The organism is Xanthomonas sp. 3075 (assembly GCF_014197275.1).
GTDB classification, from domain to species: domain Bacteria; phylum Pseudomonadota; class Gammaproteobacteria; order Xanthomonadales; family Xanthomonadaceae; genus Xanthomonas; species Xanthomonas campestris_B.
This window is the reverse complement of the sequence record NZ_JACIFI010000003.1, coordinates 66,188-88,377: the sequence shown is the minus strand read 5'-3', so window position 1 is coordinate 88,377 and position 22,190 is coordinate 66,188. Positions and strand designations below refer to the sequence as shown.

The window sequence follows — 22,190 nt, the reverse complement described above, 5'->3', positions numbered from 1 at the left end:
CGTCCAGGTTGTTTTCGGGAATTGTCCAGATTTGATCGAGACGACAGGGCAACACGCCATGACAGGCAAAAAGGTTCTGCTGGTGGAAGACGATGCGGACAGCGCCAGCATCCTGGATGCCTATCTGCGCCGCGACGGCTTCGAGGTGGCCATCGCCGGCGACGGCGAGCGGGCGATTCAATTGCACGGCCAATGGGCGCCGGATCTGGTGCTGCTGGACGTGATGCTGCCCAAGCTCAGCGGCATCGACGTGCTATCGGCGATCCGCCGCACCAGCGACACACCGGTGATCATGGTGACCGCCATCGGCGACGAACCGGAGAAACTCGGTGCACTGCGCTATGGCGCCGACGATTACGTGGTCAAGCCGTACAGCCCCAAGGAAGTGGTCGCGCGCGTGCATGCGGTACTGCGCAGAAGCGTGGTGGTGCGTGCGCCGGGCGAGCCGTTGCGGCACGGCCGCCTGAGCGTGGACATGGCCGCAGTGGTGGCCACCGTGCAGGACGCGACCGGCGATCAGCTGGCACTGGATCTGACCCCGACCGAATTCAACCTGCTCGCCATCCTGCTCAAGACGCCGTTCAAGGCCTTCACCCGCAGCGAATTGCTCGACGCCTGCCTGCCCGACAGCGATGCACTGGAGCGGGTGGTGGATTCGCACATCCACAACCTGCGCCGCAAGCTCGAAGTGCACGGCATCACCGGCGTGCTGGTCACCGTGCGTGCGGTGGGATATCGCTTTCAATGACGGCCCTGCGCCGCTTCGACGCGTGGCGGCGGCAGGCGCCGCTGTGGATATGGGTCGGCCTGCGGATGAGCGCGCTGGCAGTGGTGACCGTGGTGGTGATCGCCTTCGGCATGTGGTGCTATTTCAATCTGCGCGACAGCCTGATCCTGGGCAAGCTGCCAGCGGCTGCACGCGCCGAAATCGAACAACTGCGCGAACAGCCCGTTGCCAACCAGGCACGTCTATGGCAACTGTTCCAGCAGTACTACGATGTGGAAAATTTTCTGCCAGGGCTCGCCAACCCGGATTGGTGGATGCTGGGCGCCATGGTGACCGTTTCCATCCCGGTCATCGTGCTCTTCGGCCTGCTCGCATCGCGTCCGTTGTCGCGGCAATTCTCCCAGGTGGCCAATGCTGCCCATCGGGTCAGCGACGGCGATTTCGGCGCACGCGCGCAAGTGGTGTCCGGCGCGCCCGACGAGCTCACCGCATTGGCGAACGACTTCAACGCCATGAGCGGCAAACTGCAGCAGTACGAACGCGAACTGCGCGAATCCAGCGCGATGCTGGCGCACGAATTACGCACCCCGCTCAACGCAGCGATGGGCCGAGTGCAAGGCATGCTGGACGAGGTGTTTCCGAGTGACCCAGAACAGTTGCGGCTGGTGCATCGCCAACTGGAACAGATCAATCGGCTGATCGGCGACCTGCACCTGGTATCGCTGGCACGCGCCGGCCAGTTGGTGCTGGAGCCGGACAGCGTCGATCTGCACGCGTTGATTGCCGAGCGGGTGGAATGGGCCGGCCCGACGATCCACCAGCTGCAGATGACGGTCACCGTTCCGGCGCCGTCCGGGCAACGCGTGCGCGCCGACCGTCATCGGCTGGGCCAGGTCTTTTCCATCCTGATCGACAACGCGCTGCGTTACGCTGCCGCAGGCAAGCTGATGGAGATCGAGGTGCACCGCGAGGGCGCAAGCGTGCGGATCACCCTCGGCGACCGCGGCCCCGGCGTGGAGCCTGCGCACCTGCCGCATCTGCTGGACCGCTTCTGGCGCGCAGACAGTTCACGCGCGCGGCATTCCGGCGGCAGCGGCCTGGGCCTGGCGATCGCCTCGGCCATCTGCCAGGCGCACGATGGCCGCCTGCTGCTGAGCAATCGTCCCGGCGGCGGCTTGCTGGCCAGCGTGCAATTGCCGCTGTCGCCCTGACCTAGCGTCCAGCGCCAGAACGTGCCTGGCGATCGACGCCGGTACGCGCCGTCAGTGCCGCTGCAGGCTCGGCACCGCATCGGTCACGTTGGCGTGGCGACGCATGATCCAGTTGAACAGCGGCGTGGCCATCAGCGTCGACAGGATCGCCATCAGCACCAGCACCGAGAACAGGCCCTGCTCGATCACCCCGGCCTGCAAGCCGATGTTGATGATGATCAGTTCCATCAGGCCACGCGCATTCATCAGCGAGCCGATCGCCATCGCGTCGCGGTTGTTCTCACCGGTCGCACGTGCGGCGGCCCAGCAGGCCACGCCCTTGCCGATGAACGACGCGGCCAGGATGGCCACGCCAGCCAGCATGATCTGCGGCTGCAGCAACACGCTCAGCTGGGTCTTCAAACCCGAATAGGTGAAGAACATCGGCAGCAAGAACACCACCACGAACGGCTGCATCATCGCGCGCAGTTTGTCGGTCAATGCGCCCTTGGGCAGGCATGTGCCAAGCAGGAAGCCGCCGAACACCGCATGGATGCCGATCGCATCCATCATCCAGGCGCTGAGGCAGAACAGCATCAGGATCACCGCCAGTACACCGTTGCCGAGCGGTTGATCCGGCACCACATGATCGGCCAGACGGCGCAGCAGATGACGGCCGACGAACAGCATGAACAACGCATACGCAACGCCGCCGCCGATCGCCAGATACGCACTGCCCCAACTGCCACCGAAACTGGCCAGCACCACGGCCAGGATGCACCACGCCGCTGCGTCGTCGAACGCACCGGCCGTCAATGCCAAGGTGCCCAACGGACTATTGGTCAGGCCGCGCTCGTGGATGATGCGCGCCAGCATCGGGAACGCGGTGATGGCAATCGCCGCGCCCAGGAACAGCGAGGCTTCCATCAACTTGGCCTTCTCCGAGAACAGGCCAGCGACGTTGATCAGCCACGGACACAGGGCAAACGCCAACGCGAACGGCACCGCGATCCCTGCCAGCGAAACGCTCATTGCACTGCGATAGCGCGCGCGGAAATGATCGCCACGGAAGTCGGTACCGACCAGGAACATGTACAGGCCAACGCCGAATTGCGCGAACACATACAGCACGTCCATGGTCTGCTTGGGAAACAGCGCCGCCTGTACATCCGGCAGCAACAGGCCGAACAACGACGGGCCCAGCGCCACGCCGGCGATCATCTCGCCCACCACCTGCGGCTGCCCGACGCGCTTGGCCAACAGGCCCACCACACGGCAGATCAGCAGGATCACCGCCGCTTGCAGAAAAAAGTAGACCGACATGTGTGGAGTGGTCATGCGTGCGACAACATCCTCGAAAAGTGCGCGGATCATAACCAGCCGTGCCGGTGCGCGATAGCTGCAGGTAAGCGCCGCAGGGACACGGCGCATGTGGCAGAGGCGACGCATGCCGGATCAGACGGCCCCGACAGCAACCACATGCGTGACCTGCCCGCTCGGGCATGCGCCGCGCCACCGCACGCGAACGACGTCATCCGCCTCGATCGTGCCGGCCGCACGTCACGGCCGCTCACCCGACGCCACCATCCGCAGCGCGCGCGGCGCGGTGGCGACCGATCAGGGACGCATCACTTCTTCGCCGCCTGCTCCGCCACCACCGGCGTCAGCACCAGATCCTGAAAGTCGAAGCTGAAATCGGTCAGTGGCGAGACCGCCTGCATGCGCATCTCACGCACCGCGCCATCCGCAGTCAGCGTGAAATTGACGAACGCGTCGGCATTCAAGGAGCGGTCGTCCCAGCGCACGATGAAGCTGTCGTTCTGCCAATGCTCCAGTGTGCCGACCAATTGCGCGGTCTTGGCGAACTGCAGCCGCAGGCGCTTGCCGTCCTGACGGATCACCACATCGCCGTACCACGGGTCGCGATAGGTAGCCGCATAGCTGCGCAACGGCAACGACGGTGTGGAGCGCGCCATGCGTGCGTCCAGGTGTTTCTTCCAGCTGGCATCGGCATCGCCGTCGGCCTTGTCCACCGCCTTCGCATAGGCCGCGGTCCAGTCGGTGGCAGGCACCTGCAAGAACGCATCCAGCACCTGCAAGGTCACCGCATTGAAGGCCGCACCGACTTCCTGGTTGGTCAGCACCACCACGCCCAGCTTCTGGTCGGGCACCAGCGTCAGCCGCGACACCATGCCGGGCCAGCCGCCGGTGTGCCACACCAGCCGATGGCCGCGATAATCGCTCAGGCTCCAGCCTTCGCCGTAGCCGGCGAAGTTGGGGCGTGCCGCCTGCAGCTCCGGCACCACTGGGTCGGCAATCGCGATCGGCGTGATCATCGACCACATTTCCTGCTGCCGTTTGGTACTGAACAGCGGTGTGCCATCGGGCAAGATGCCGCCGGCCAATTGCACGTTCATCCACAGCGCCATGTCGTGCGCGCTGGAATAGATGCCGCCGGCACCGGAGTTGTTGGACCAGGTCAGCGGCGCGACCGTGCGCAGCTCGGTGAAGTCGTACTTGGCATGGCCCACCGCCGCGTTGTCGCCGGGCTGCAGATGGTCCGCATTGAAACGCGTGCCGCGCATGCCGACCGGGGCGAAGATGCGCTGCTGCAGAAACGCCGCATACGTCTGCCCGGAGACCTGCTCGATCACCTTCTGCGCCACCGCGTACAGGATATTGTCGTAGGCGTAGCGATCGCGGAAACCGCCCTTCAACGGGACCTTGGCAAGACGCTGCACCACTTCGTCGGTGCTGTAGCTGGTGGTCGGCCAGAACAGCAGATCGCCTGCGCCCAGACTCAAGCCGCTGCGGTGCGCCAGCAGATCGCGCACGCGCATTTCGCCACTGACATACGGGTCGGACATGCGGAACCACGGCAAGTGATCGATGACCTTGTCGTCGAGCGAGAGCTTGCCTTCATCGGCCAGGATCGACAGCGACGCAGCAGTGAACGCCTTGGTGTTGGAGGCGATGGCGAACAGCGTATCGGCCTGCACCGGTGCAGGCTTGCCGGTCTCGCGCACGCCATAGCCGCGTTCCAGCACCACCTGGCCGTCCTTGACGATGGCCACCGCAAGGCCGGGCACATCGAACTGTTTGCGCACGCGTTCCATCTGCGCATCGAACTGCTGCATGCCGGCGGGCAGCTCCGCTGCCTGCGTTGTCGTCACCAGGGTCGCCAGCATCAGCGCGCCTCCACTCAGCCATCGGTTCAAGGTCACTGCCGGGTCCTCATGTGCTTGATCAATTCGATCCGCCGGCGCTGGCCAGCGACAGCGACAGCGACAGCGGAGACACCAACACGCCGTTGGCGTCGGCGTACAGCCAATGGCCGGGCACGAACGCCACGCCGGCAAAATTCACCGGCACATCCACCTCCCCCAGATCGCGCCGCTCGGTCCGGCGTGGGCAGGCAGCCAGCGCCAGGATGCCAAGCGGCAACGTGGCCAGAATCTCCACGTCGCGCACGCAGCCGTGAATCAGCGCGCCGGCCCAGCCATTGGCCACCGCCTGCATGGCGATCTGATCGCCCAGCAGCGCATGCTTCAACGAGCCCTGTCCGTCCACCACCAGCACGCGCCCGGCGCCTGGTGTGGAGGCCAGCTCGCGCACGCGCGAGTTGTCTTCGAAGCAGCGCACCGTGCAGATCGGCCCGGAGAACGCGGCGCGCCCGCCGAACGGGCGGAACAGCGGCTCGGCGATGGTCGCCTCGGGAAAGCGGTCACACAGATCGGGCGTGGTCCAGGTCATCGATGTGGTCTCGGGTGGCTGGCGCCCATGGTAGCCGGCTGCGGCGCGCATGGTTCGCCTGGCGGTGGTGCGGGGTTCCAAGCGCTCGGGAACCCGCACGAGACCGCTACCGGCCTGCACGGCACGGCGCGGCGCATCGTCCCGACGGGCGGCCTGGGCCGGTCGGCGCAGGAATGCCGCAGATACGATGCGCTCAGCATCGCGTGGGCGTCGCCGCGCTTGCCGCTCGGCCAGCCCGCGGCGCGTATGTGACATTGGAATGCATGGCATCTGCTTAGAAATGCTGTGTGCCGATGCTGGTTCAATGCAATTCCGGGGCAACGACGCTGCTGCGGTGTCGATGGCAACCACCTCCATGCGTGGCGCGCCTGTGCTGGGTGATGCGTCACCGCGAGGCGTGGCACCGTCAGCGCTGACCGCCGATCTCGGCGACGCAATCCAACGATGCGCGGTCCCCGCTGCCGTTGCCCCGCTGTCACACTCCCATCAAACAGGCGTGCGCACCCTGATGACCGTCTTCACCCCATTCGATGCCGATCGCAAGCGCGGTCGATCGGCATGCTTCCACCTTATCGAGTGCCACGGCAATGACTGATCTGTTCGCTTCCGCATCGCCAGTGCTCGACGGCATCCATGTCGGCATCGGCGGCTGGGTGTATGCGCCATGGCGCGCCGGAATGTTCTATCCGCAAGGCCTGGTGCAGCGCCGCGAGCTCGCATACGCAAGCCGCCATGTCACCGCGATCGAAATCAACGGCACGTATTACGGCGCGCAGAAACCGACCACGTATGCGAAGTGGCGCGATGAGGTGCCACCCGGATTCGTGTTTTCCGCAAAGGCGCCGCGTCGCATCACCCAGTCGCGCAAATTGGCCGGCACCCGGGCGCAGGTGGAGGACTTCATTGCCGGCATCGTCGAGCTCGGCGACACGCTCGGACCGCTGGTGTGGCAGTTCGAGCAAGGGCATCGGTTGCAGGCAGACGATCTGCACGACTTTTTGTCGCTGCTCCCCAAACGCGCGGGCACGCATGCGCTGCGCCATGTGCTGGAAATCCGCGACCACGAGGCGGTCGATGCATCGCTGCTCGGCCTGGTGCGTCATCACCGGGTCGCCACCGTGTTCACCGACTCGGAGGTGCACCCCTCGTTTGCCGACCTCTCCACCGATTTCGTGTATGCGCGCCTGATGCGCAGCCAGGCGCGCCTGCATGCCGGCTACACGGCGCCGGCGTTGGCACGCTGGGCCGAACGCGTCCATGCCTGGCGGCGCGGCGAGGATGCCGTCGATCTGCCGCACATCGATGCCACAACGCAGACCACCCGCATGCCGCGCGAGGTGTTCGTGTTTTTCATCAGTGCCGCGAAAGAGCGCAACCCGGCCGCCGCGATGGCCCTGCTGCAGACCTTGGACGCGCGGTAGTGCTGTTGCCTGGGCGTTGACCCCAGGCATGGCTGCGCAGTGTCGCCAGCACTGCGCCAACCGCGCCGACGTGTCGGACGACAGCCGATGGCCGCTGCAGAACACGCGTGCACGATGCTGGTTGCCAACGGTAGGGCAGTGGCGCGCATCCAGGCTTTTTGGCGACAATGGCCTATGCCGATGACCGACCTGCGCAAGGCGCAACTGCAAATCCATTTCTGCGTCCTGCTGTGGGGAATCACGGCGATCCTGGGTAAGCTGATCACGCTGCAGGCATTGCCGCTGGTGTGGTGGCGCATGTTGATCGTGGTGGTGGCGCTGGCCTTGGTACCACGCGTGTGGCGCGGGCTGCGCAGCTTGTCCGCACGGGTGGTGCTGGGTTATTGCGGCATCGGCGCACTGGTGGCGCTGCACTGGCTCACCTTCTACGGCGCGATCAAGCTGGCCAATGCCTCGGTGGCAGCCACCTGCCTCGCATTGGCGCCGGTGTTCACTGCGGTGATCGAACCGTGGGTGACGCAACGCCCGTTCCGCCCGCGCGAACTGCTGTTCGGGCTTGCGGTCTTGCCGGGCGTGGCGCTGGTGGTGGGGGGAGTACCCGACGGCATGCGCGCCGGTGTGGTGGTCGGTGCGATTTCTGCCGTGTTCGTCGGGCTGTTCGGCTCACTCAACAAACGCATGGTGACCCACGCCGACCCGCTCACCGTCACCGCACTGGAACTGGGCGCCGGCACGCTGACCCTGACCCTGCTGGCACCGGCCATGCCGTTGCTGCTGCCATCGCTGCACGGCGACCTGCTGATCATTCCCAGCCTGCACGACGGCATCCTGCTACTCGCACTGTCGCTGGCCTGCACCTTGCTGCCGTTCGCATTGGCGCTGGTGGCGCTGCGCCACCTCAGCGCGTACTCGGTGCAGCTGGTGACCAATCTGGAACCGGTCTACGCCATCGTGATGGCGATCGCCCTGCTCGGCGAACAACGCGAACTGACGCTGCAGTTCTATCTCGGGGTGACGATCATTCTCGGCGCGGTGTTCCTGCACCCGGTGCTGGAACGACGGCGCAAGATCGTGCACCCGGAACTGCTTGGCACCGCCGAGGCGAAAAACATCGTCGAGTAAGCCGCACGGCACCTCACAACAGCCGCTGATGCGCCCGGCAGGATGGCCGGCGGCAAGCGGGATCGCTACGCGTTTCGCTCGCATGCGGCCCTACTGCAGCGCCACCACCTGATCGCGCCCACCTCGCTTGGCCGCGTACAGGGCCTGGTCGGCACGTTTGATCACCGCATCCACGCTTTCCTGCGGATGCAGCGTGGCCACGCCGATACTCACCGTGACCGGCAATGCACTCACCATCACCGCCACGCTCCGGCGCAGGGACTCGCAGTGCACCCGCGCCTGCAGCAGGTCCACATTGGGGAGCAGCAGCATGAACTCCTCACCGCCATAACGCGCGATCGTGCCGGTGCCGGCCACCTGCGCGCGCAGCAGCGCCGACAGCTCGCGCAACACCACATCGCCCTGGTCGTGCCCATGCAGGTCGTTGACGGTCTTGAAATGATCGACGTCCAGCAACGCCACCGACAACGGCTGACCGGCGGCACGGGTCTGCTCGGTGGCTGCCGCCAGCGCAACCGAAAACGCCCTGCGGTTGGGCAGGCCGGTCAATGGATCGGTCCGGGTCTGCTCGACCAGGTCGGCATTCAATGCATCCATGGCCGCGTAGTAGCCGGCCATCTGCTGCTCGTACCAATCGCGTTCCTGCAGTTGCTGACGCAGCCGCTTGCCGGCCAGGCGCAACTCCAGCAGATGCGCGGCCTGCCGCGACAACGCCTGCAAGGCGGTGCGCTGTTCGTCGCGCAGATGCGCCGGGGTCTGGTCGAATACGCAGAGCGAACCCAGCGCCATGCCTGCGCTGGTGATCAGGGGCGCACCGGCATAGAAGCGCACGCCGGCGCTGCCGGTGACCATCGGGTTGTCGTGAAAGCGCGGGTCGAGCAAGGTGTCGTCGACCATCAACACTTCATCCGGGCGCAGGATCGCATGCGCGCAGAACGAGATGTCGCGCGGCGCCTCGCCGCGTGGCGCGCCATGCGCAGACTTGAACCACTGGCGTTCTTCGTCCACCAGCACCACCGCCGCCATCTGCGTCTCGCACAGGGTGGATGCGATCATGGTCAGATCGTCGAATGCGCGCTCGGCCGGCGAATCCAGCACCTCGTATTGACGCAACGCCGCCAGCCGCTCGGCCTCGTTGCCCGGCAATTCCGGTTTGATCACCCTGCCCGCCCCCTGCTGGCTGTTTGCGGCAGAAGTATGCGCGAGCCGTCCGGGCCGGACTATCGGGATAGCCCGGACGGCACCACGCGCCATGTCGCCTACGTTCAGCCACGTGTGGGCGCGGTTGCTACCAGTCGGTGCGCTGCGGCAGCAGGCCGCGCAGTTCCGCATCGCTGAGATTGCGCCATTGCCCCGGCTTGAGCGCAGCCAATTTGATGTTGTCGATCCGCACCCGGCGCAACTGCGTCACGCGATAGCCGAACTCGGCCGCCATCAGGCGGATCTGCCGATTCAGGCCCTGCTCCAGCACGATGCGGAAGCCGAATTTTGCAATGCGCGCGGTGCGGCACGGCAGCGTGGTCTCGTTGTGGATGCGCACGCCGCGCGCCATGCCGCGCAGGAATTCGTCGGTGACCGGCTTGTTGACCGCGACCAGATATTCCTTCTGGTGGCGGTTTTCCGCACGCAGGATCTCGTTGACGATGTTGCCGTTGCTGGTCATCAGGATCAGCCCCTCGGACTCCTTGTCGAGCCGGCCGACCGGAAAGATGCGCTGCTCGTGGCCGACGAACTCGACGATATTGCCCTTGACCGAACTCTCGGTGGTGCAGGTGATGCCCACCGGCTTGTTGAGCGCGATATAGACATGCTTGCGCCCGCCGGGCTTGCTGGCAGCGCGCGTGCGCAGCGGCTGGCCGTCCACCAGCACGGTGTCTTCCTCGCCCACCACCGCACCGGTACCGGCAGGCACGCCATTGACGGTGACGCGGCGTTCGCCGATCAGACGATCGGCCTCGCGGCGTGAGCAGAAGCCGGTTTCGGCGATGTATTTGTTGAGTCGGGTTGTCATGCGCCGATTATCGGCGATCGCGCGGGATCGCGCTTACCGGGCCGGGCACACAATGGCCGCCGCAGCCGGCTGCGCTCGGAGCGCGCACCGCAATCGTGGCGCTGACACTTCGCCCGAGCACCGCCGCTGGCCACTGGCAGCATCGGCGGCGGTGTCGATCACCGCGCTATCGCGATACCGCCAGCAACGCCAACGAGGGCTGCAGCAGATCGTCCAATGGACACGGCCGATGCAGGCTGAAGCCCTGCACCTGGCCCACCCCGGCCTCGCGCAGGCTGGGGATATCGGCCTCGGACTCCACACCTTCGGCCACCACCTCGATCCCCAGCGCTAGGCCCACCTGTGCGATCGAATGCACCGCCGCACGGTCCACCGCGTCACGCGCGTAGTTGCGCAGGAAGCCGCAATCGATCTTCAACACGTCCACGGTGAATTGCTTGAGATAGCCGAACGAGGCCAGGCCGCTGCCGAAATCGTCCAGCGCCACATGGCAGCCGCGCGCGCGCACGCTCTGCACGAAACGCCGCGCATGTTCCAGGTCGCCGATGACGGCGGTCTCGGTGATTTCCAGGCATAACTTGGGCACCAGCAGCGGATAGCGGTCGAACAAGCCGCAGACCACGTCGAGAAAATCCGGCTGCGCGATCGATTGTGCGGACAGATTGACGTGGCACAGATCCAGCGCCGCCACATGCAGCGGGTTGCCGGCCAGCTGCGCACATAGGCGTTCCAGCACATGCACATCGACCATGCGCCCCAGGCCATAGCGCTCCACTGCCGGCAGAAATTCGCCAGGGCTCAGCACGCATCCATCGCGTGCGCGCAGGCGCACCAGTACCTCGTATTGCAGCCGCCCGGGGTCGCTCAACACCTGGATCTTCTGCGCATACAGCAGCAAGCGGTCTTCGGCGATGGCCTCTTGCACCGCGCTGATCCAGCCACCGTCGTGGCGCCGATGGGCCAGCGCCAGATCGTGCTCGCCGAAGCAGCGAATACGGTTGCGCCCCTCTTCTTTGGCTGCGTGGCAGGCCAGATCGGCGGCGGTCATCAGCACGTTGACATCGCTGGCGCCCTGGCGGATTTCCACCACGCCAAAGCTGCAGCTGGGCGTCAGCGGCCGCCCGCCCTGATGGCTCCACGGCTGCCCGAGCACGCCATGCATGCCCTCCAGCAGCGCCTGCGCCTGCGCCAGGTCGGTATTGGCCAGCAGAATCGCAAACTCGTCGCCGCCCAGCCGTCCCAGCCAGTCGCCCGGACGCAGCTGCATGGTGATCACATCGGCGAAATGGCAGAGGAACTTGTCGCCCACCGCGTGCCCGAAGGTGTCGTTGACCAGCTTGAAATGATCCAGATCGACGAAGCACAGCGCATGGCACAGCTGCGGCGATTGCGGCGGCTCGAGCAGACACCGCAGCCGGCGTTCGATTTCGTGGCGGTTGATCAGCCCGGTCAGGGCATCGTGGCGTGCGTGGAAGGCCACTTCGTCGGCCAGTTCGTGCGCCTGTGACACATCTTCGATCACCGCCAGTACCAGCGTCGGCTCTTCTGCGCCGGGCTCCACCAGCGAGGCGCTCCAGCGTCCCCACATCACCTCGCCGTCCGCACGCAGAAAACGCAACTCGGCCGATTGCAGCAACTTCGGCCAATCGATCACCCCCCGGCTATCCAGCGCGATGTCGTCCGGGTACATCACCTCGGCCAGCGTGCAGTCCTGCAGCTCTCCGGGGCGGTAACGCAGGATGTTGGCCATCGAGGCATTGGCATCGAGCACGCGGCCGTGCAGGTCGAACTTGACCATGCCCAGCGCCGCCTGTTGAAACGCGGTGCGGAAGCGGCCTTCGTGCGAGAGCAGATAATCGCGGATGCGGCGCATCGCCAGCACGCAGGTGGCCAGCACCAGCAGCAAGGTGACCAGGCTGAAGACCACCATCACATCGTGCAGCAAGCGCGCACAGCGGGTGAGCAACAGCAGAAACTGGTCGGCATCGCGGCGCATGCGTCCGTCCAGCAGACGCAGTTCGTCGCGCAGGGCCTGCAGCGCGCGCGGATCCGGGTGGCCGGTCGCGTGCACGGATGCGGCGCGGTCGGCCAGGCCGCTCAGGTGCAGGATGTCGGCGTCGCTGTCCTTCCACAGCGCGATCGCTTCGCCAAGGAACGGGAATTCCTGCCCATAGCGATACAAGCGCACCATGTGCGGCATGTCCTCCCGGGCATTGCCGCCGGCGGCCAGGCCTGCGTAGACCGTCGCCCAATCGATCGCGGGCCGTTCGATGGCCACGCGGGCCGAGCGATCGCCCAGCGGCACGTCCAGCGCCCGGCAGGCCGCCTGCAGATCGGCCGTCTCGCCGCTGCCAAGGTACCGCTCAAGCCAGTACACCGCGCCCTGCTGGGCATTGGACCAGCGGCTCTGGCCGACGATCCAGGCGGTGGACCCGGACTGGATTTCGATCACCAGTGCCAAGATCACCGTCATGCTGACAGCCATGCCGATCAGCAATGCCAGGGGAAGTGTGAGCCAGCCACGCACCGTCTGCATGGTCTGCCCACCGCTGATGCTGCGTGCTGCCTGCGCCATTGTCATGCCCCCGACCGCCCCTATGCGATTCAGGCGCCCAGTGGGTGCCTGAAGCCAGTAGCGGCCGCGACGGGAGAGTCTGTATGCCTGAGTGCGCGCGCCGCGCACGCGCACGCCGCCCGTTAGCATGGCTGACGGGCGACCGCATGGAACGACTCAAGACTGACGGGAGGGCCGGTTATTGCTATGCATATTTACGCATAGCCTTTACGCGCCGGCTGCGCGCCTCACGCCGCGCAGCCGATCTGTCAGACGTGCTTACTCGCCGCGCGGCTTGGGCGGACCCTTGCGATGCGGTGCGCCGGGACGGTCCATCGGTCGATTCGGACCGTTCGGGCGACCGGACGGCTTGCCGCTACGCGGAAAGCGCGGCTTGGACGGCGATGCGGCCGCCTCGCCTGCTTCCAGCTTGCGCATGTTGAGCTGCTGGCCGGACACCCAGACTTTCTTCAGGTGCGTCAGCAACTCGCGCGGCATGTCGGCCGGCAGGTCCAGGATCGAATAGTCGTCCTGGATATCGATACGGCCGATGTAGCGGCTTTCCAGACCGGCTTCGTTGGCGATCGCGCCGACGATATTGGCCGGCTTCACGCCGTGGGTGTGGCCTACTTCGATGCGGTAGCTCTCCATGCCGAACTCCGGCTCGCCACGCGGGCCAACCGGGTCGCGACGCGGACGCTCGGTGCCAGCGCCGTCATCGGCAAACGCCGGACGCTCGGCACGAGGCGGGCGTGCAGCACGCTCGCCATCGGCACGCGGGCCACGCTCGAACTTCGGCTCGAAGCGCGGGCGCTCTGAACGCTCGCCGCGATCGCTGCGCTCGCGCGGAGCGAATTCCTCGCGCGCGCCACGCACCGGCGGGGTCAGCAGGAACGGCGAATCGCCCTGCAACAGCTTGGCCATTGCCGCGGCGATATCGATCGCCGGCACGTTGTTCTCGCTTTCGTAGCGCTGCAGCAGATCGCGGTACATCTCGATCTGGCCACCGGCCAGGGTCTCGGTGATGCGGGTCATGAAACGCGCCACGCGGGTGTCGTTGACCGCATCCACGCTCGGCAGCTGCATCTCTTCGATCGGCTGCCGGGTGGCGCGCTCGATCGAACGCAGCATGCCCTTCTCGCGCGGGGTAACGAACAGGATCGCGTCGCCGCTGCGGCCGGCACGGCCGGTGCGGCCGATGCGGTGCACGTAGCTTTCGGTGTCGTACGGAATGTCGTAGTTCAGCACATGGCTGACGCGTTCCACGTCCAGGCCGCGCGCGGCCACATCGGTGGCGACCAGGATGTCGAGCTTGCCGTCCTTGAGCTGGGCGATGGTCTTCTCGCGGGCGGCCTGCTGCATGTCGCCGTTGATGGCGGCAGCGGCCAGACCGCGCGCCTGCAGCTTCTGCGCCAGCTCTTCGGTGGCGGCCTTGGTGCGCGCGAAGATGATCATGCCGTCGAACGGCTCGACCTCGAGAATGCGGGTCAACGCGTCCAGCTTGTGCAGGCCGCTCACCCACCAGTAGCGCTGGCGGATATTGGCCGAGGTAGTGGTCTTGGCCGCGATGGTGACTTCGGCCGGATCCTTCAGATAGGTCTGCGCGATGCGGCGGATCGCCGGCGGCATGGTCGCGGAGAACAGCGCCACCTGGCGCTTCTCCGGCAACTTCTTCAGCACCGCTTCGACGTCGTCGATAAAGCCCATGCGCAGCATTTCGTCGGCTTCGTCCAGCACCAGCGTCTTGAGCTGGGACAGGTCGAGCGTGCCGCGATCCAGGTGATCGATCACGCGGCCGGGAGTCCCGACCACCACATGCACGCCGCGCTTGAGGGCACTCAGCTGCTGGGCGTAGGGCTGACCGCCGTAGACCGGCAGCACGCGGAAGCCGGGAATGGCTTCGGCATATTTCTGGAACGCCTCGGCGACCTGGATGGCCAGCTCGCGGGTCGGGGCCAGCACCAGCGCCTGCGGCTTGAGCTGATTGAGGTCGGCGTTGGACAGCACCGGCAGCGCGAACGCAGCGGTCTTGCCGGTGCCGGTCTGGGCCTGGCCGAGCACGTCGCGGCCGGCCAGCAGCGCGGGAATGGTGGCGGCCTGGATCGGCGAAGGCGACTCGTAACCGACGGCGGCAACCGCCTTCATCACAGCGTCTGAGAGGCCGAGGTCTGCAAACAGCAGCGGCGCGGGAGATTCTTGGGTCATTGGGTAACTCCGGAGGCGCCGCACGGAGCCGGCAGGCGCAAAGCAGCATAGTGTGCGCTCTCAGCCCCCCTGCTGTCGAAATTTCCGTGACAGTCCGTTCAGCTTGTGAGGATTCGCCCGCTGCGGCGAATCATCTCTTCGACCCGTGTCACCCACCCGCCCGGCCGGAGCCATGTCCCTGGAAACAGACCTGCACACGCGCTTCAACGCCTTGCTGCAGCAGCACCGCGGCATCATCTTGAAGGTCGCGGCCAGCTATTGCCGGCATCCGGACGACCGCGCCGAGCTGGCGCAAGACATCACCGTGCAGTTATGGCGCGCGTTTCCCGGCTACGACGCCGGCCGGCGCTTCTCCACCTGGATGTACCGCATCGCCTTGAACGTGGCGATCAGCGATCTGCGCGGCCGCAGCCGCACGCCGCACGACCCGCTTCCGCTGGAGGCGGTGGCCGAGAGCATCGCCGACCCGCTGGCGCGCGACCCGGCGCACGAACAGCAAGTCGCCGCGCTCCATGCCTTCATCGCGCAACTGCCGCACTTGGAACGTGCATTGATGCTGCTGTACCTGGACGCCCACAGCTACCGCGAGATCGGCGAGGTGCTCGGCATCAGCGAGACCAACGTCGCAACGAAACTCAGCCGTCTGAAAGCGCGCATCCGCGCCGAACTCTGACCCCACTTCGCCAAAGGAACACGCCATGGAACTTGACGATATGCACCGCGCCTGGCAGTCGATGCAACAGCGCCTGGACCACCACGCCGCGTTGACCACTGAGCTCATTGGCGAGGTGCGCGGGTATACAGCGCGCGTCAGCCTGCGTCCGCTGTGGATCGGCCAATCCGCGCACCTGCTGTGCGCCATCGCGCTGAGCGCCGCGATCGCACGCAGCTGGCTTGCGCACACCGACCAGGCTGCGGCCGTCATCGGCGGGGTGCTGCTGCAGTTGTGGTGTAGTGCGCTGGCAATCTCTGCAATACGTCAGCTGCACTGGGTGTCGCAACTGGACTTCGCCGGGCCGCTGCTGCGCACACAGCAAGCGCTTGCCCAACTCCGACGTTGGCGCACACGCGTGGTCCCGTGGCTGGGCGTGGCGTTCTGGGTGCTGTGGGTTGCGGTGGCAGACATGCTATGGCGCACGCTCACCGGTCTGACCCTGCCCTACGACTGGCTGGCGATCAATCTGCTGGTAGGCATCGTGGGCGGCATCGGCACCTGGCTCGGCTATCGACGGCTGCAGCGCACGCGCCATCCGTGGCTGGAACGCATCGACAACGCACACGCCGGACGCGGCGTCATGCGTGCCGAAAGCATGCTGGACGACATTGCACGCTTTGGCCTCGAATAAGCTCGCCGTCGCCGCATTGCGCCACACCGCACAGTGGATGCGGCTAACACGCCTGCGTAGCGCTGCTGTCACCATTCCAACCGCAGGTGATGCCTTTGGGGCAGTGGTGTTGTCGGCTGCGACAGGCGGATAATCGCCGTCTTCCTGCCACCGAGCGCACCATGCAATTTCTGGAATTCGACCTGGACGGCGAGTACATCGAACTCAACCAGTTGCTCAAGCTGGCCGGCATTGCCGACAGCGGCGGCCAGGGCAAGGCGATCGTCGCCAGTGGCGCGGTCAGCGTGGATGGCGTGCAGGAACTGCGCAAGACCGCCAAGATCCGCCCCGGCCAGCTGGTGCAACTGGACGATGTGGAAATCCGCGTGCTGGCGCTGGACCCTGATGCGGAGCCTGCAGAATGAGCGTGGTGCAGATCAGCTGGCGCAACAACGCGCCCTCGGCCGAAGATCCGGACCACGATGTCTATATTTTTTCGATCGATGCCGATTCGGCGACGCCGTTCTGGTTCGAGCAATCGATTCGTGGCGGCCACGCCGAGCGCGGCGGTTGCAGCATGCTGGCCTTGCACGAGCTGGAAGGCTGGCAAGGCGGCTGGCGCGCAGACGTGACCAAAGCCGGCTGCGCCTGGGTGATTCCGTTACTGGAAGAAGCCTTGCGCAGTGGCGATGCGCGCACCGCGATCGATGCGATTCTTGCGCGGGTGAACGCACCGGCCTGAGTGCTGCGTGCTGCGTGCCTAACTGTAGCGCGCCCGATGACAACCGGCCCGATGAAAGCCGATCTGATCGAGCCCGCCCAATGGCCGCACGCGCCCCGAACGAGCGAATGACCGCATTGCTCGACCGCGCGTTGAACAGTGCTGCAAGCCACGAAATGCTGCGCACAGGCCGCCACCAGCGGATAGGCATGCCGGCTGCCGTCCTGTTGCATCGGGCCAGGCTGCTGTTCAACTGCTTCTGACACTGCCGCATTGAAGTCCGTCTGGCACATCGCCAGCAGCGCCTCCACCTGTGGCGGTGGCAAAACGTCAGCACCGCACCGGCACGATTGCCATGCACCGACAACGATGCGCGCAGTAGAACCAACCTGCCATGCGCCCTTGATCAGGATGACGCACTGCGCACGCATGGCATGCGCAGACCGTCATGCGTCACCAGCCCAACAGTGCGCGCACCAGCTTGATGATGCCCCAGAACGACACCACCCAGATCGCGCTACGCAGGTAGGGAATGCCTGCCGCATAGACCGGCACATAGGCCAGCCGCGCCCATAGGTACAGCTGCACACCGAGCGCGGTATCGGCATTGGTACGCCCGGCAACACTCACCGCCAGCACGGCGGCAGCGAAGATCGGAAAGGTTTCCAGATAGTTGCGGAACGCACGATCCAGCCGCGCCGCCACGCCGGTCAACGGCTTGGCCTGCCCATCGCGTGCACCGGCATTCCACTTGGTGCCGCGCTGGGCGGTCATGCTGGCCGAGGCGGCCAGCAGTTGCACCAGACCGAGCACCATGGCCCAGCCCAACATCTGCAGTTCGATTGTCAATTCCACGCCATTCTCCTAGTCGGCCGACGCGTCACTTGACCGACGCACGCAGGCTGTAGCCGGCGAGCCGCCAGGTCTTGTCCTCATCCAGGCGGAACGACACCAGCTCACGCACCGGCTGCTGCGCCTTGGCAAAGCGGGTCGGGAAGCTGACGTTGATGTACAGGCCTTCGGGCACCTGCGCGCCGGGGCCGTACTTGACCCGCGTCACCGAGCCCTGTCCGCGCCCGACCACCGCACCGAGGCGTGCGCGCTCGGCGCCGATCTGGCTGACGAACACGTCGCGCTTGACCGCCGTCTTGGCAACCTTGGAGGCGCCATCCCATAGCGAGGCCACCTGGTTGGCATCGACCATCTGCGCCACCCGCAGCGCAGCCTGGGTCATCTCGGTGTTCTGCTTGATCAGCTGTGCCTGCTGCGCAGGGTTGGCAGGCGGCGCCTGCGTCGCCGCGGCAGCCGCCGGACGTGCGGCGGTCTGCGGCTGTTGCGCAAGAACCAGCGAGGGAGCCAACAACAGTGCGGCAAACAGACAGGGACGGAGCATGGGGCGGATGACCTTATGCGTAGCAGACGGATGGGAACCACCACACAACGTGTGGCAGGCACGGCAGTCTAGAACCAGGCGCGTGCAAAACAAGCCAACACGGCGGAACGCCTCAGACCTCGCCGCCGGGTGGCACCGCCGCGACGCTGCGCGGTCGCCACAACCGCCAGCTCACCCACAACGCGCGCGCGGTCGCGGCGATCAAGGCCAGCAGGCTCAGCCACACCGCCAACGTCGCCGGCCATTGCACGTGCTGGGCTGCGGCGATTATCTGCAACACCTCGGCCACGCCGAACCCCACCACCACCAACACGGCAGATGGTAGATACGCCAACGCAATGCCTTTCGTCTTCCCAAGCATGTCGCCCCCCGGCTCCGTTTACATGCGGCGAACATAGGCAGCAGGCGGTGCGGTGCGCGTGAAGTTCATCCCTCGCCCTGCGCCGGGTCCGGGACCGGTTCAGCAGCCGACTCGGCTGCCGGCGCTGGTGCTGGCGTCCCGGCCGCCGCCTCGGACGTCGGTGCGGCGGCGGCCGGCAGCGCGGCAGCGTCGGTTTCGGCCAGCGGGCTTTCTTCCGGGCAGGCCGCATCCGGAAACCCGAAGCGCTGCTTCAAGGCCAGACCACAGGCATTGACCGTTTCCAGATCGGCACCCTCGCCCTTGCATTTCTGATCGAACGCGACCAGAAACGCGTCCTTGCGGCGCACGAAGGCATCGCCGCACTTGCGCATCTGGCGGATGCGTTCCAGATCGTCCTGCACCGCATTGGTGCCATCCAGGCCGTACTCGCGCAGTTCCTCTACCGTGAGCAGACGCAAGCTGCGATTGGGCACGGTCATCATCAGATCGGCCACGGCTACCGCCACGCCGTTGCGCTCCAGATAATCCTTGACGTTGCCGTAGACCTCGCGCAGCTCCCGGTTGAGTTCCGCGCGCGAGGTGGCCTTGGAACTGATCCGCATCATGCGGTGGATGCCGACCTTGCCGGCCACCAGGCGGTTGTCGCCCGCCGCCAGTACGAACACGCAGGCGCTGTGGCAGATCGAGCCTTCGCGCACCCAGATGGTCCAGTTGGATTCGCCGATCACATCGCCGGCGCGGATCGCCGCTTCCACCTGCCCGCCACTGGAATCCAGGTCGAGGATGCGATGCGGCAGACGCAGTTGCTCGGCCACTGCCGCCAGCCGCCACACCAGCGCGGCGAAGCCGGCATTGATCTTGCCGGCGTAACGCACCCGCAGCAGGCCGGTGTCGCGGCACGGCACGAGTGCGGCTTCCACGCTGGCCCGATCCAGCGCCGGCAGCAACGTGCCATCGCCCACCTCGGCGCTGTAATCGGTCGCGCAGCTGATCCAGGCCTTGCCGGACTCCAGCTCGGCCTGCGGCCAGCCGGCCTCGCCGGCCTGCGCACGTGGCTGCCGCGGCGGCGGCGTCACCGGCTCGGGCGTATCCACCGACACCATGTGGTCGCCATCTCCCGCCTGCCCGGCACCGGTTTGCTGCGCTGCGGTGGCGTCGGCAGAGGTGCCGGTGCGCTCGCATGCGACCAGCAGCAACACACACGACAGGGAAAGGCAGAGCAATTTCGGCATGAGGTGGCATGGCCGCGACAAAGATCGCGTGCAGTCTATGGCTGAATGGGTCGATGGTTTGACCCTGCCATGAACACGCAGGCCTGTCGCAGTGCTGTCCGAAAACGGCCAGCCGCTTGCGGGACGAGCGCATAGACTGGTGCCATGCAGCCCGCCACGCCCGACCGACTCCAATGCGACCGCGCCCGGTTGGCGCGCGATGCGCGCTTCGACGGACTGTTCTTCACCGCCGTGCGCAGCACCGGCATCTATTGCCGTCCGGTGTGCCCGGCGCCGCCACCCAAACCGGACAATGTCAGCTACTACGCCACTGCAGCGGCGGCCAGTGCGGCCGGTTATCGGCCGTGCCTGCGCTGCCGGCCGGAGTTGTCGCCGCAGGCGCAGCAGCATCTGGGCGAAGAAAGCGTGCAGCGCGCATTGGCGATGATCAGCGATGGCCTGCTGCAGGAGCAGCCGGTGCAGACGCTGGCCGATGCGGTGGGGTTGAGCGCGCGGCAACTGCAGCGCCAATTCGTGCGACAGCTCGGCGCCACGCCGATCCAGGTGCACGGCACCCGTCGGCTGCTATTGGCCAAGCAGCTGCTCACCGAGACTGCCTTGCCGGTCACCGAGGTCGCACTGGCGGCTGGCTTCAACAGTTTGCGGCGTTTCAATACGGCATTTCTGGATGGCTGCGGGATGCCGCCGTCGGCATTGCGCAAGCAACGCGTCGAGGTGCCCGGCGGCGAGTTGACCTTGCGCCTGGGCTATCGTCCGCCGCTGGATCTGCCTGCGATGCTGGCCTTCCTGCAGCGGCGTGCGATTCCCGGCATCGAGCAGGTCGACGCTGGCAGCTACCGCCGGGTGATCGGCACGCCGGGCAAGGCGACGCTGATCCACGTCAGCGCCGCGCCGCAGCGCGCAGAGTTGTTGCTGCGCATCGGAGCGACCGACCCGCGCCAGATTCCGCAGATCGTGCGGCGGGTGCGCCGGTTGTTCGATCTGGATGCGGATCTGCAGGCCGTGCATGCCACGCTCGCGCAGGAGCCATTGCTGGCTGAAGCGGTCCAACGCCGCCCCGGCCTGCGCGTACCCGGTGGCTGGGACGGATTTGAAGTGGCCGTGCGCGCGGTACTGGGCCAGCAGATCAGCGTGGCCGGTGCGGCGACGCTGGCCGCACGTCTGGTCGATCGCCACGGTGGCCAGCATGCCGACATGCCGCCCGGATTGGATCGCAGCTTTCCAACGCCTGCACAACTGGCCGACGCCCCGCTGGAACAGCTCGGGCTTCCGCGTGCACGCGCGGCCACACTACGCGCGCTGGCACTGGCCTGTGCGCAAGGACGGCTGCATTTCGGTGCCGGCCAGCGCCTGCCCGATTTCATCGCCGCCTGCACTGCGTTACCCGGCATCGGTCCGTGGACCGCGCAGTACGTGGCGATGCGCGCGCTATCGCACCCGGATGCATTTCCGGCCGGCGACCTGATTCTGCAGCAAGTGCTCGGCACGCCGCAGCGCCTGAGCGAGCGCGCCACCGAAACACGTTCGCAGGCATGGCGGCCATGGCGCGCCTATGCCGTGCTGCACCTGTGGCATCTGGCCAACGATCGCAAGGACACCCGCGCATGAGCACATTGCAGTACGACACATTCCCGTCGCCGATCGGCGCACTCACCGTGGCCGCCGACCACAACGGCGTGCAGCACATCCTGTTCGCGCAGAACCGCTACGATGCGCCCGGTCGCGCACACTGGACGCATGATCCCGACGCGCCGCTGGTGCACGAAGCGCGCACGCAATTGCTCGACTATCTGCACGGCGGGCGACGCCGTTTCGATCTGCCGCTGGCACCGACCGGCACCCCGTTTCAGCTGCAGGTCTGGCACACGCTGGCGCAGATTCCGTTCGGGCAGACCTGGAGCTATGCGCAGCTTGCGCATGCCGTTGGCCGGCCCGCCGCCAGCCGCGCGGTGGGTGCCGCAAATGGCCGCAATCCGCTGCCGATCGTGCTGCCGTGCCATCGCGTGATCGGCGCCAATGGCGCGTTGACCGGCTTCGGTGGCGGCCTGCCGGCCAAGCAGGCGTTGCTGCAACTGGAAGGCTGGTCGCCACGCCAGTGCGCGCGCGCCGACGACCTGTTCGCCACCGTTGCGGCAACGCATACGCCCTGACTTCGCGACGTCACTGCCACGCCGT

The 22,190-nt window shown here is 66.4% G+C and carries 22 protein-coding genes; 11 read left to right on the top strand and 11 right to left on the bottom strand.

Annotation, left to right across the window (positions count from 1 at the left end; genetic code table 11):
- Positions 1-58: 58 nt before the first annotated feature.
- On the top strand, positions 59-748 hold the full coding sequence (locus GGR62_RS04050) for a response regulator (RefSeq protein WP_184406697.1): 690 nt from the start codon (positions 59-61) through the stop codon (positions 746-748).
- Positions 745-1,938, top strand: coding sequence for an ATP-binding protein (locus tag GGR62_RS04045; RefSeq protein WP_184406696.1), 1,194 nt, complete (start codon positions 745-747; stop codon positions 1,936-1,938). The genes GGR62_RS04050 and GGR62_RS04045 overlap by 4 nt, the downstream gene beginning before the upstream one ends.
- Positions 1,939-1,989: 51 nt before the next feature.
- Here GGR62_RS04045 and GGR62_RS04040 read toward each other — a convergent pair whose 3' ends face one another.
- The 3 genes from GGR62_RS04040 to rraA all read right to left on the bottom strand — a co-directional run bounded on the left by GGR62_RS04040 (position 1,990) and on the right by rraA (position 5,670).
- Positions 1,990-3,255 (bottom strand): cation:proton antiporter, encoded by a 1,266-nt coding sequence (locus GGR62_RS04040; protein WP_184406695.1) that lies wholly within the window; start codon positions 3,253-3,255, stop codon positions 1,990-1,992.
- A gap of 290 nt (positions 3,256-3,545) precedes the next feature.
- Positions 3,546-5,141 carry a serine hydrolase gene (locus GGR62_RS04035; protein ID WP_184406694.1) on the bottom strand — a complete coding sequence of 532 codons (1,596 nt, stop codon included), beginning with the start codon at positions 5,139-5,141 and terminating at the stop codon, positions 3,546-3,548.
- 22 nt (positions 5,142-5,163) lie between these two features.
- Positions 5,164-5,670, bottom strand: a complete 507-nt coding sequence (gene rraA, locus GGR62_RS04030; protein ID WP_184406693.1) for a ribonuclease E activity regulator RraA — start codon at positions 5,668-5,670, stop codon at positions 5,164-5,166.
- Between the two features lie 587 nt (positions 5,671-6,257).
- On the opposite strand from rraA, the gene GGR62_RS04025 reads away from it, so the two are divergent.
- Both GGR62_RS04025 and GGR62_RS04020 read left to right on the top strand, forming a co-directional pair.
- Positions 6,258-7,091 (top strand): DUF72 domain-containing protein, encoded by an 834-nt coding sequence (locus GGR62_RS04025; RefSeq protein WP_184406692.1) that lies wholly within the window; start codon positions 6,258-6,260, stop codon positions 7,089-7,091.
- A 174-nt stretch (positions 7,092-7,265) separates the two neighbouring features.
- A complete protein-coding gene (locus tag GGR62_RS04020; RefSeq protein ID WP_184406691.1) occupies positions 7,266-8,213 on the top strand; it encodes a DMT family transporter in 948 nt (315 codons plus the stop codon).
- Between the two features lie 90 nt (positions 8,214-8,303).
- On the opposite strand, the gene GGR62_RS04015 is transcribed toward GGR62_RS04020, so the two are convergent.
- From GGR62_RS04015 to GGR62_RS04000, 4 genes are all read right to left on the bottom strand, one after another.
- Positions 8,304-9,374 carry a sensor domain-containing diguanylate cyclase gene (locus tag GGR62_RS04015; RefSeq protein WP_184406690.1) on the bottom strand — a complete coding sequence of 357 codons (1,071 nt, stop codon included), beginning with the start codon at positions 9,372-9,374 and terminating at the stop codon, positions 8,304-8,306.
- 127 nt (positions 9,375-9,501) lie between these two features.
- The gene (locus GGR62_RS04010) at positions 9,502-10,224 is read right to left on the bottom strand and encodes a pseudouridine synthase (protein ID WP_184406689.1); all 723 of its coding nucleotides are present in this window, start codon (positions 10,222-10,224) and stop codon (positions 9,502-9,504) included.
- A gap of 166 nt (positions 10,225-10,390) precedes the next feature.
- Complete coding sequence (locus GGR62_RS04005; protein ID WP_184406840.1) at positions 10,391-12,799, bottom strand: EAL domain-containing protein; 2,409 nt, start codon at positions 12,797-12,799, stop codon at positions 10,391-10,393.
- A 258-nt stretch (positions 12,800-13,057) separates the two neighbouring features.
- Positions 13,058-14,983 carry a DEAD/DEAH box helicase gene (locus tag GGR62_RS04000; protein WP_184406688.1) on the bottom strand — a complete coding sequence of 642 codons (1,926 nt, stop codon included), beginning with the start codon at positions 14,981-14,983 and terminating at the stop codon, positions 13,058-13,060.
- 172 nt (positions 14,984-15,155) lie between these two features.
- Here GGR62_RS04000 and GGR62_RS03995 point away from each other — a divergent pair, with 172 nt between their 5' ends.
- The 5 genes from GGR62_RS03995 (at position 15,156) to GGR62_RS21085 (ending at position 17,292) form a co-directional block, all read left to right on the top strand.
- Positions 15,156-15,656, top strand: coding sequence for a sigma-70 family RNA polymerase sigma factor (locus GGR62_RS03995; RefSeq protein WP_184406687.1), 501 nt, complete (start codon positions 15,156-15,158; stop codon positions 15,654-15,656).
- 25 nt (positions 15,657-15,681) lie between these two features.
- Positions 15,682-16,329 (top strand): hypothetical protein, encoded by a 648-nt coding sequence (locus GGR62_RS03990; RefSeq protein WP_184406686.1) that lies wholly within the window; start codon positions 15,682-15,684, stop codon positions 16,327-16,329.
- A 161-nt stretch (positions 16,330-16,490) separates the two neighbouring features.
- Entirely contained in the window at positions 16,491-16,733 is a 243-nt protein-coding gene (locus GGR62_RS03985) for an RNA-binding S4 domain-containing protein (RefSeq protein ID WP_042598248.1), read from the top strand.
- Positions 16,730-17,050, top strand: a complete 321-nt coding sequence (locus GGR62_RS03980) for a hypothetical protein (protein ID WP_184406685.1) — start codon at positions 16,730-16,732, stop codon at positions 17,048-17,050. The genes GGR62_RS03985 and GGR62_RS03980 overlap by 4 nt, the downstream gene beginning before the upstream one ends.
- Positions 17,051-17,157: 107 nt before the next feature.
- Entirely contained in the window at positions 17,158-17,292 is a 135-nt protein-coding gene (locus GGR62_RS21085; protein ID WP_260287895.1) for a hypothetical protein, read from the top strand.
- A 190-nt stretch (positions 17,293-17,482) separates the two neighbouring features.
- Here GGR62_RS21085 and GGR62_RS03975 read toward each other — a convergent pair whose 3' ends face one another.
- The 4 genes from GGR62_RS03975 to GGR62_RS03960 form a co-directional block, all read right to left on the bottom strand.
- Positions 17,483-17,884, bottom strand: a complete 402-nt coding sequence (locus tag GGR62_RS03975) for an MAPEG family protein (protein ID WP_184406684.1) — start codon at positions 17,882-17,884, stop codon at positions 17,483-17,485.
- A 25-nt stretch (positions 17,885-17,909) separates the two neighbouring features.
- Entirely contained in the window at positions 17,910-18,422 is a 513-nt protein-coding gene (locus GGR62_RS03970; RefSeq protein WP_184406683.1) for a DUF4019 domain-containing protein, read from the bottom strand.
- 112 nt (positions 18,423-18,534) lie between these two features.
- Positions 18,535-18,783, bottom strand: a complete 249-nt coding sequence (locus GGR62_RS03965) for a hypothetical protein (RefSeq protein ID WP_184406682.1) — start codon at positions 18,781-18,783, stop codon at positions 18,535-18,537.
- Positions 18,784-18,848: 65 nt separating this feature from the next.
- Positions 18,849-20,015: a hypothetical protein gene (locus tag GGR62_RS03960; protein ID WP_184406681.1), complete on the bottom strand. Its 1,167-nt coding sequence runs from the start codon at positions 20,013-20,015 to the stop codon at positions 18,849-18,851.
- Positions 20,016-20,159: 144 nt separating this feature from the next.
- On the opposite strand from GGR62_RS03960, the gene GGR62_RS03955 reads away from it, so the two are divergent.
- Together GGR62_RS03955 and GGR62_RS03950 are read left to right on the top strand one after the other, a co-directional pair.
- Positions 20,160-21,623 (top strand): AlkA N-terminal domain-containing protein, encoded by a 1,464-nt coding sequence (locus tag GGR62_RS03955; protein ID WP_184406680.1) that lies wholly within the window; start codon positions 20,160-20,162, stop codon positions 21,621-21,623.
- Positions 21,620-22,165, top strand: a complete 546-nt coding sequence (locus tag GGR62_RS03950; protein ID WP_184406679.1) for a methylated-DNA--[protein]-cysteine S-methyltransferase — start codon at positions 21,620-21,622, stop codon at positions 22,163-22,165. The genes GGR62_RS03955 and GGR62_RS03950 overlap by 4 nt, the downstream gene beginning before the upstream one ends.
- Positions 22,166-22,190: the final 25 nt, after the last annotated feature.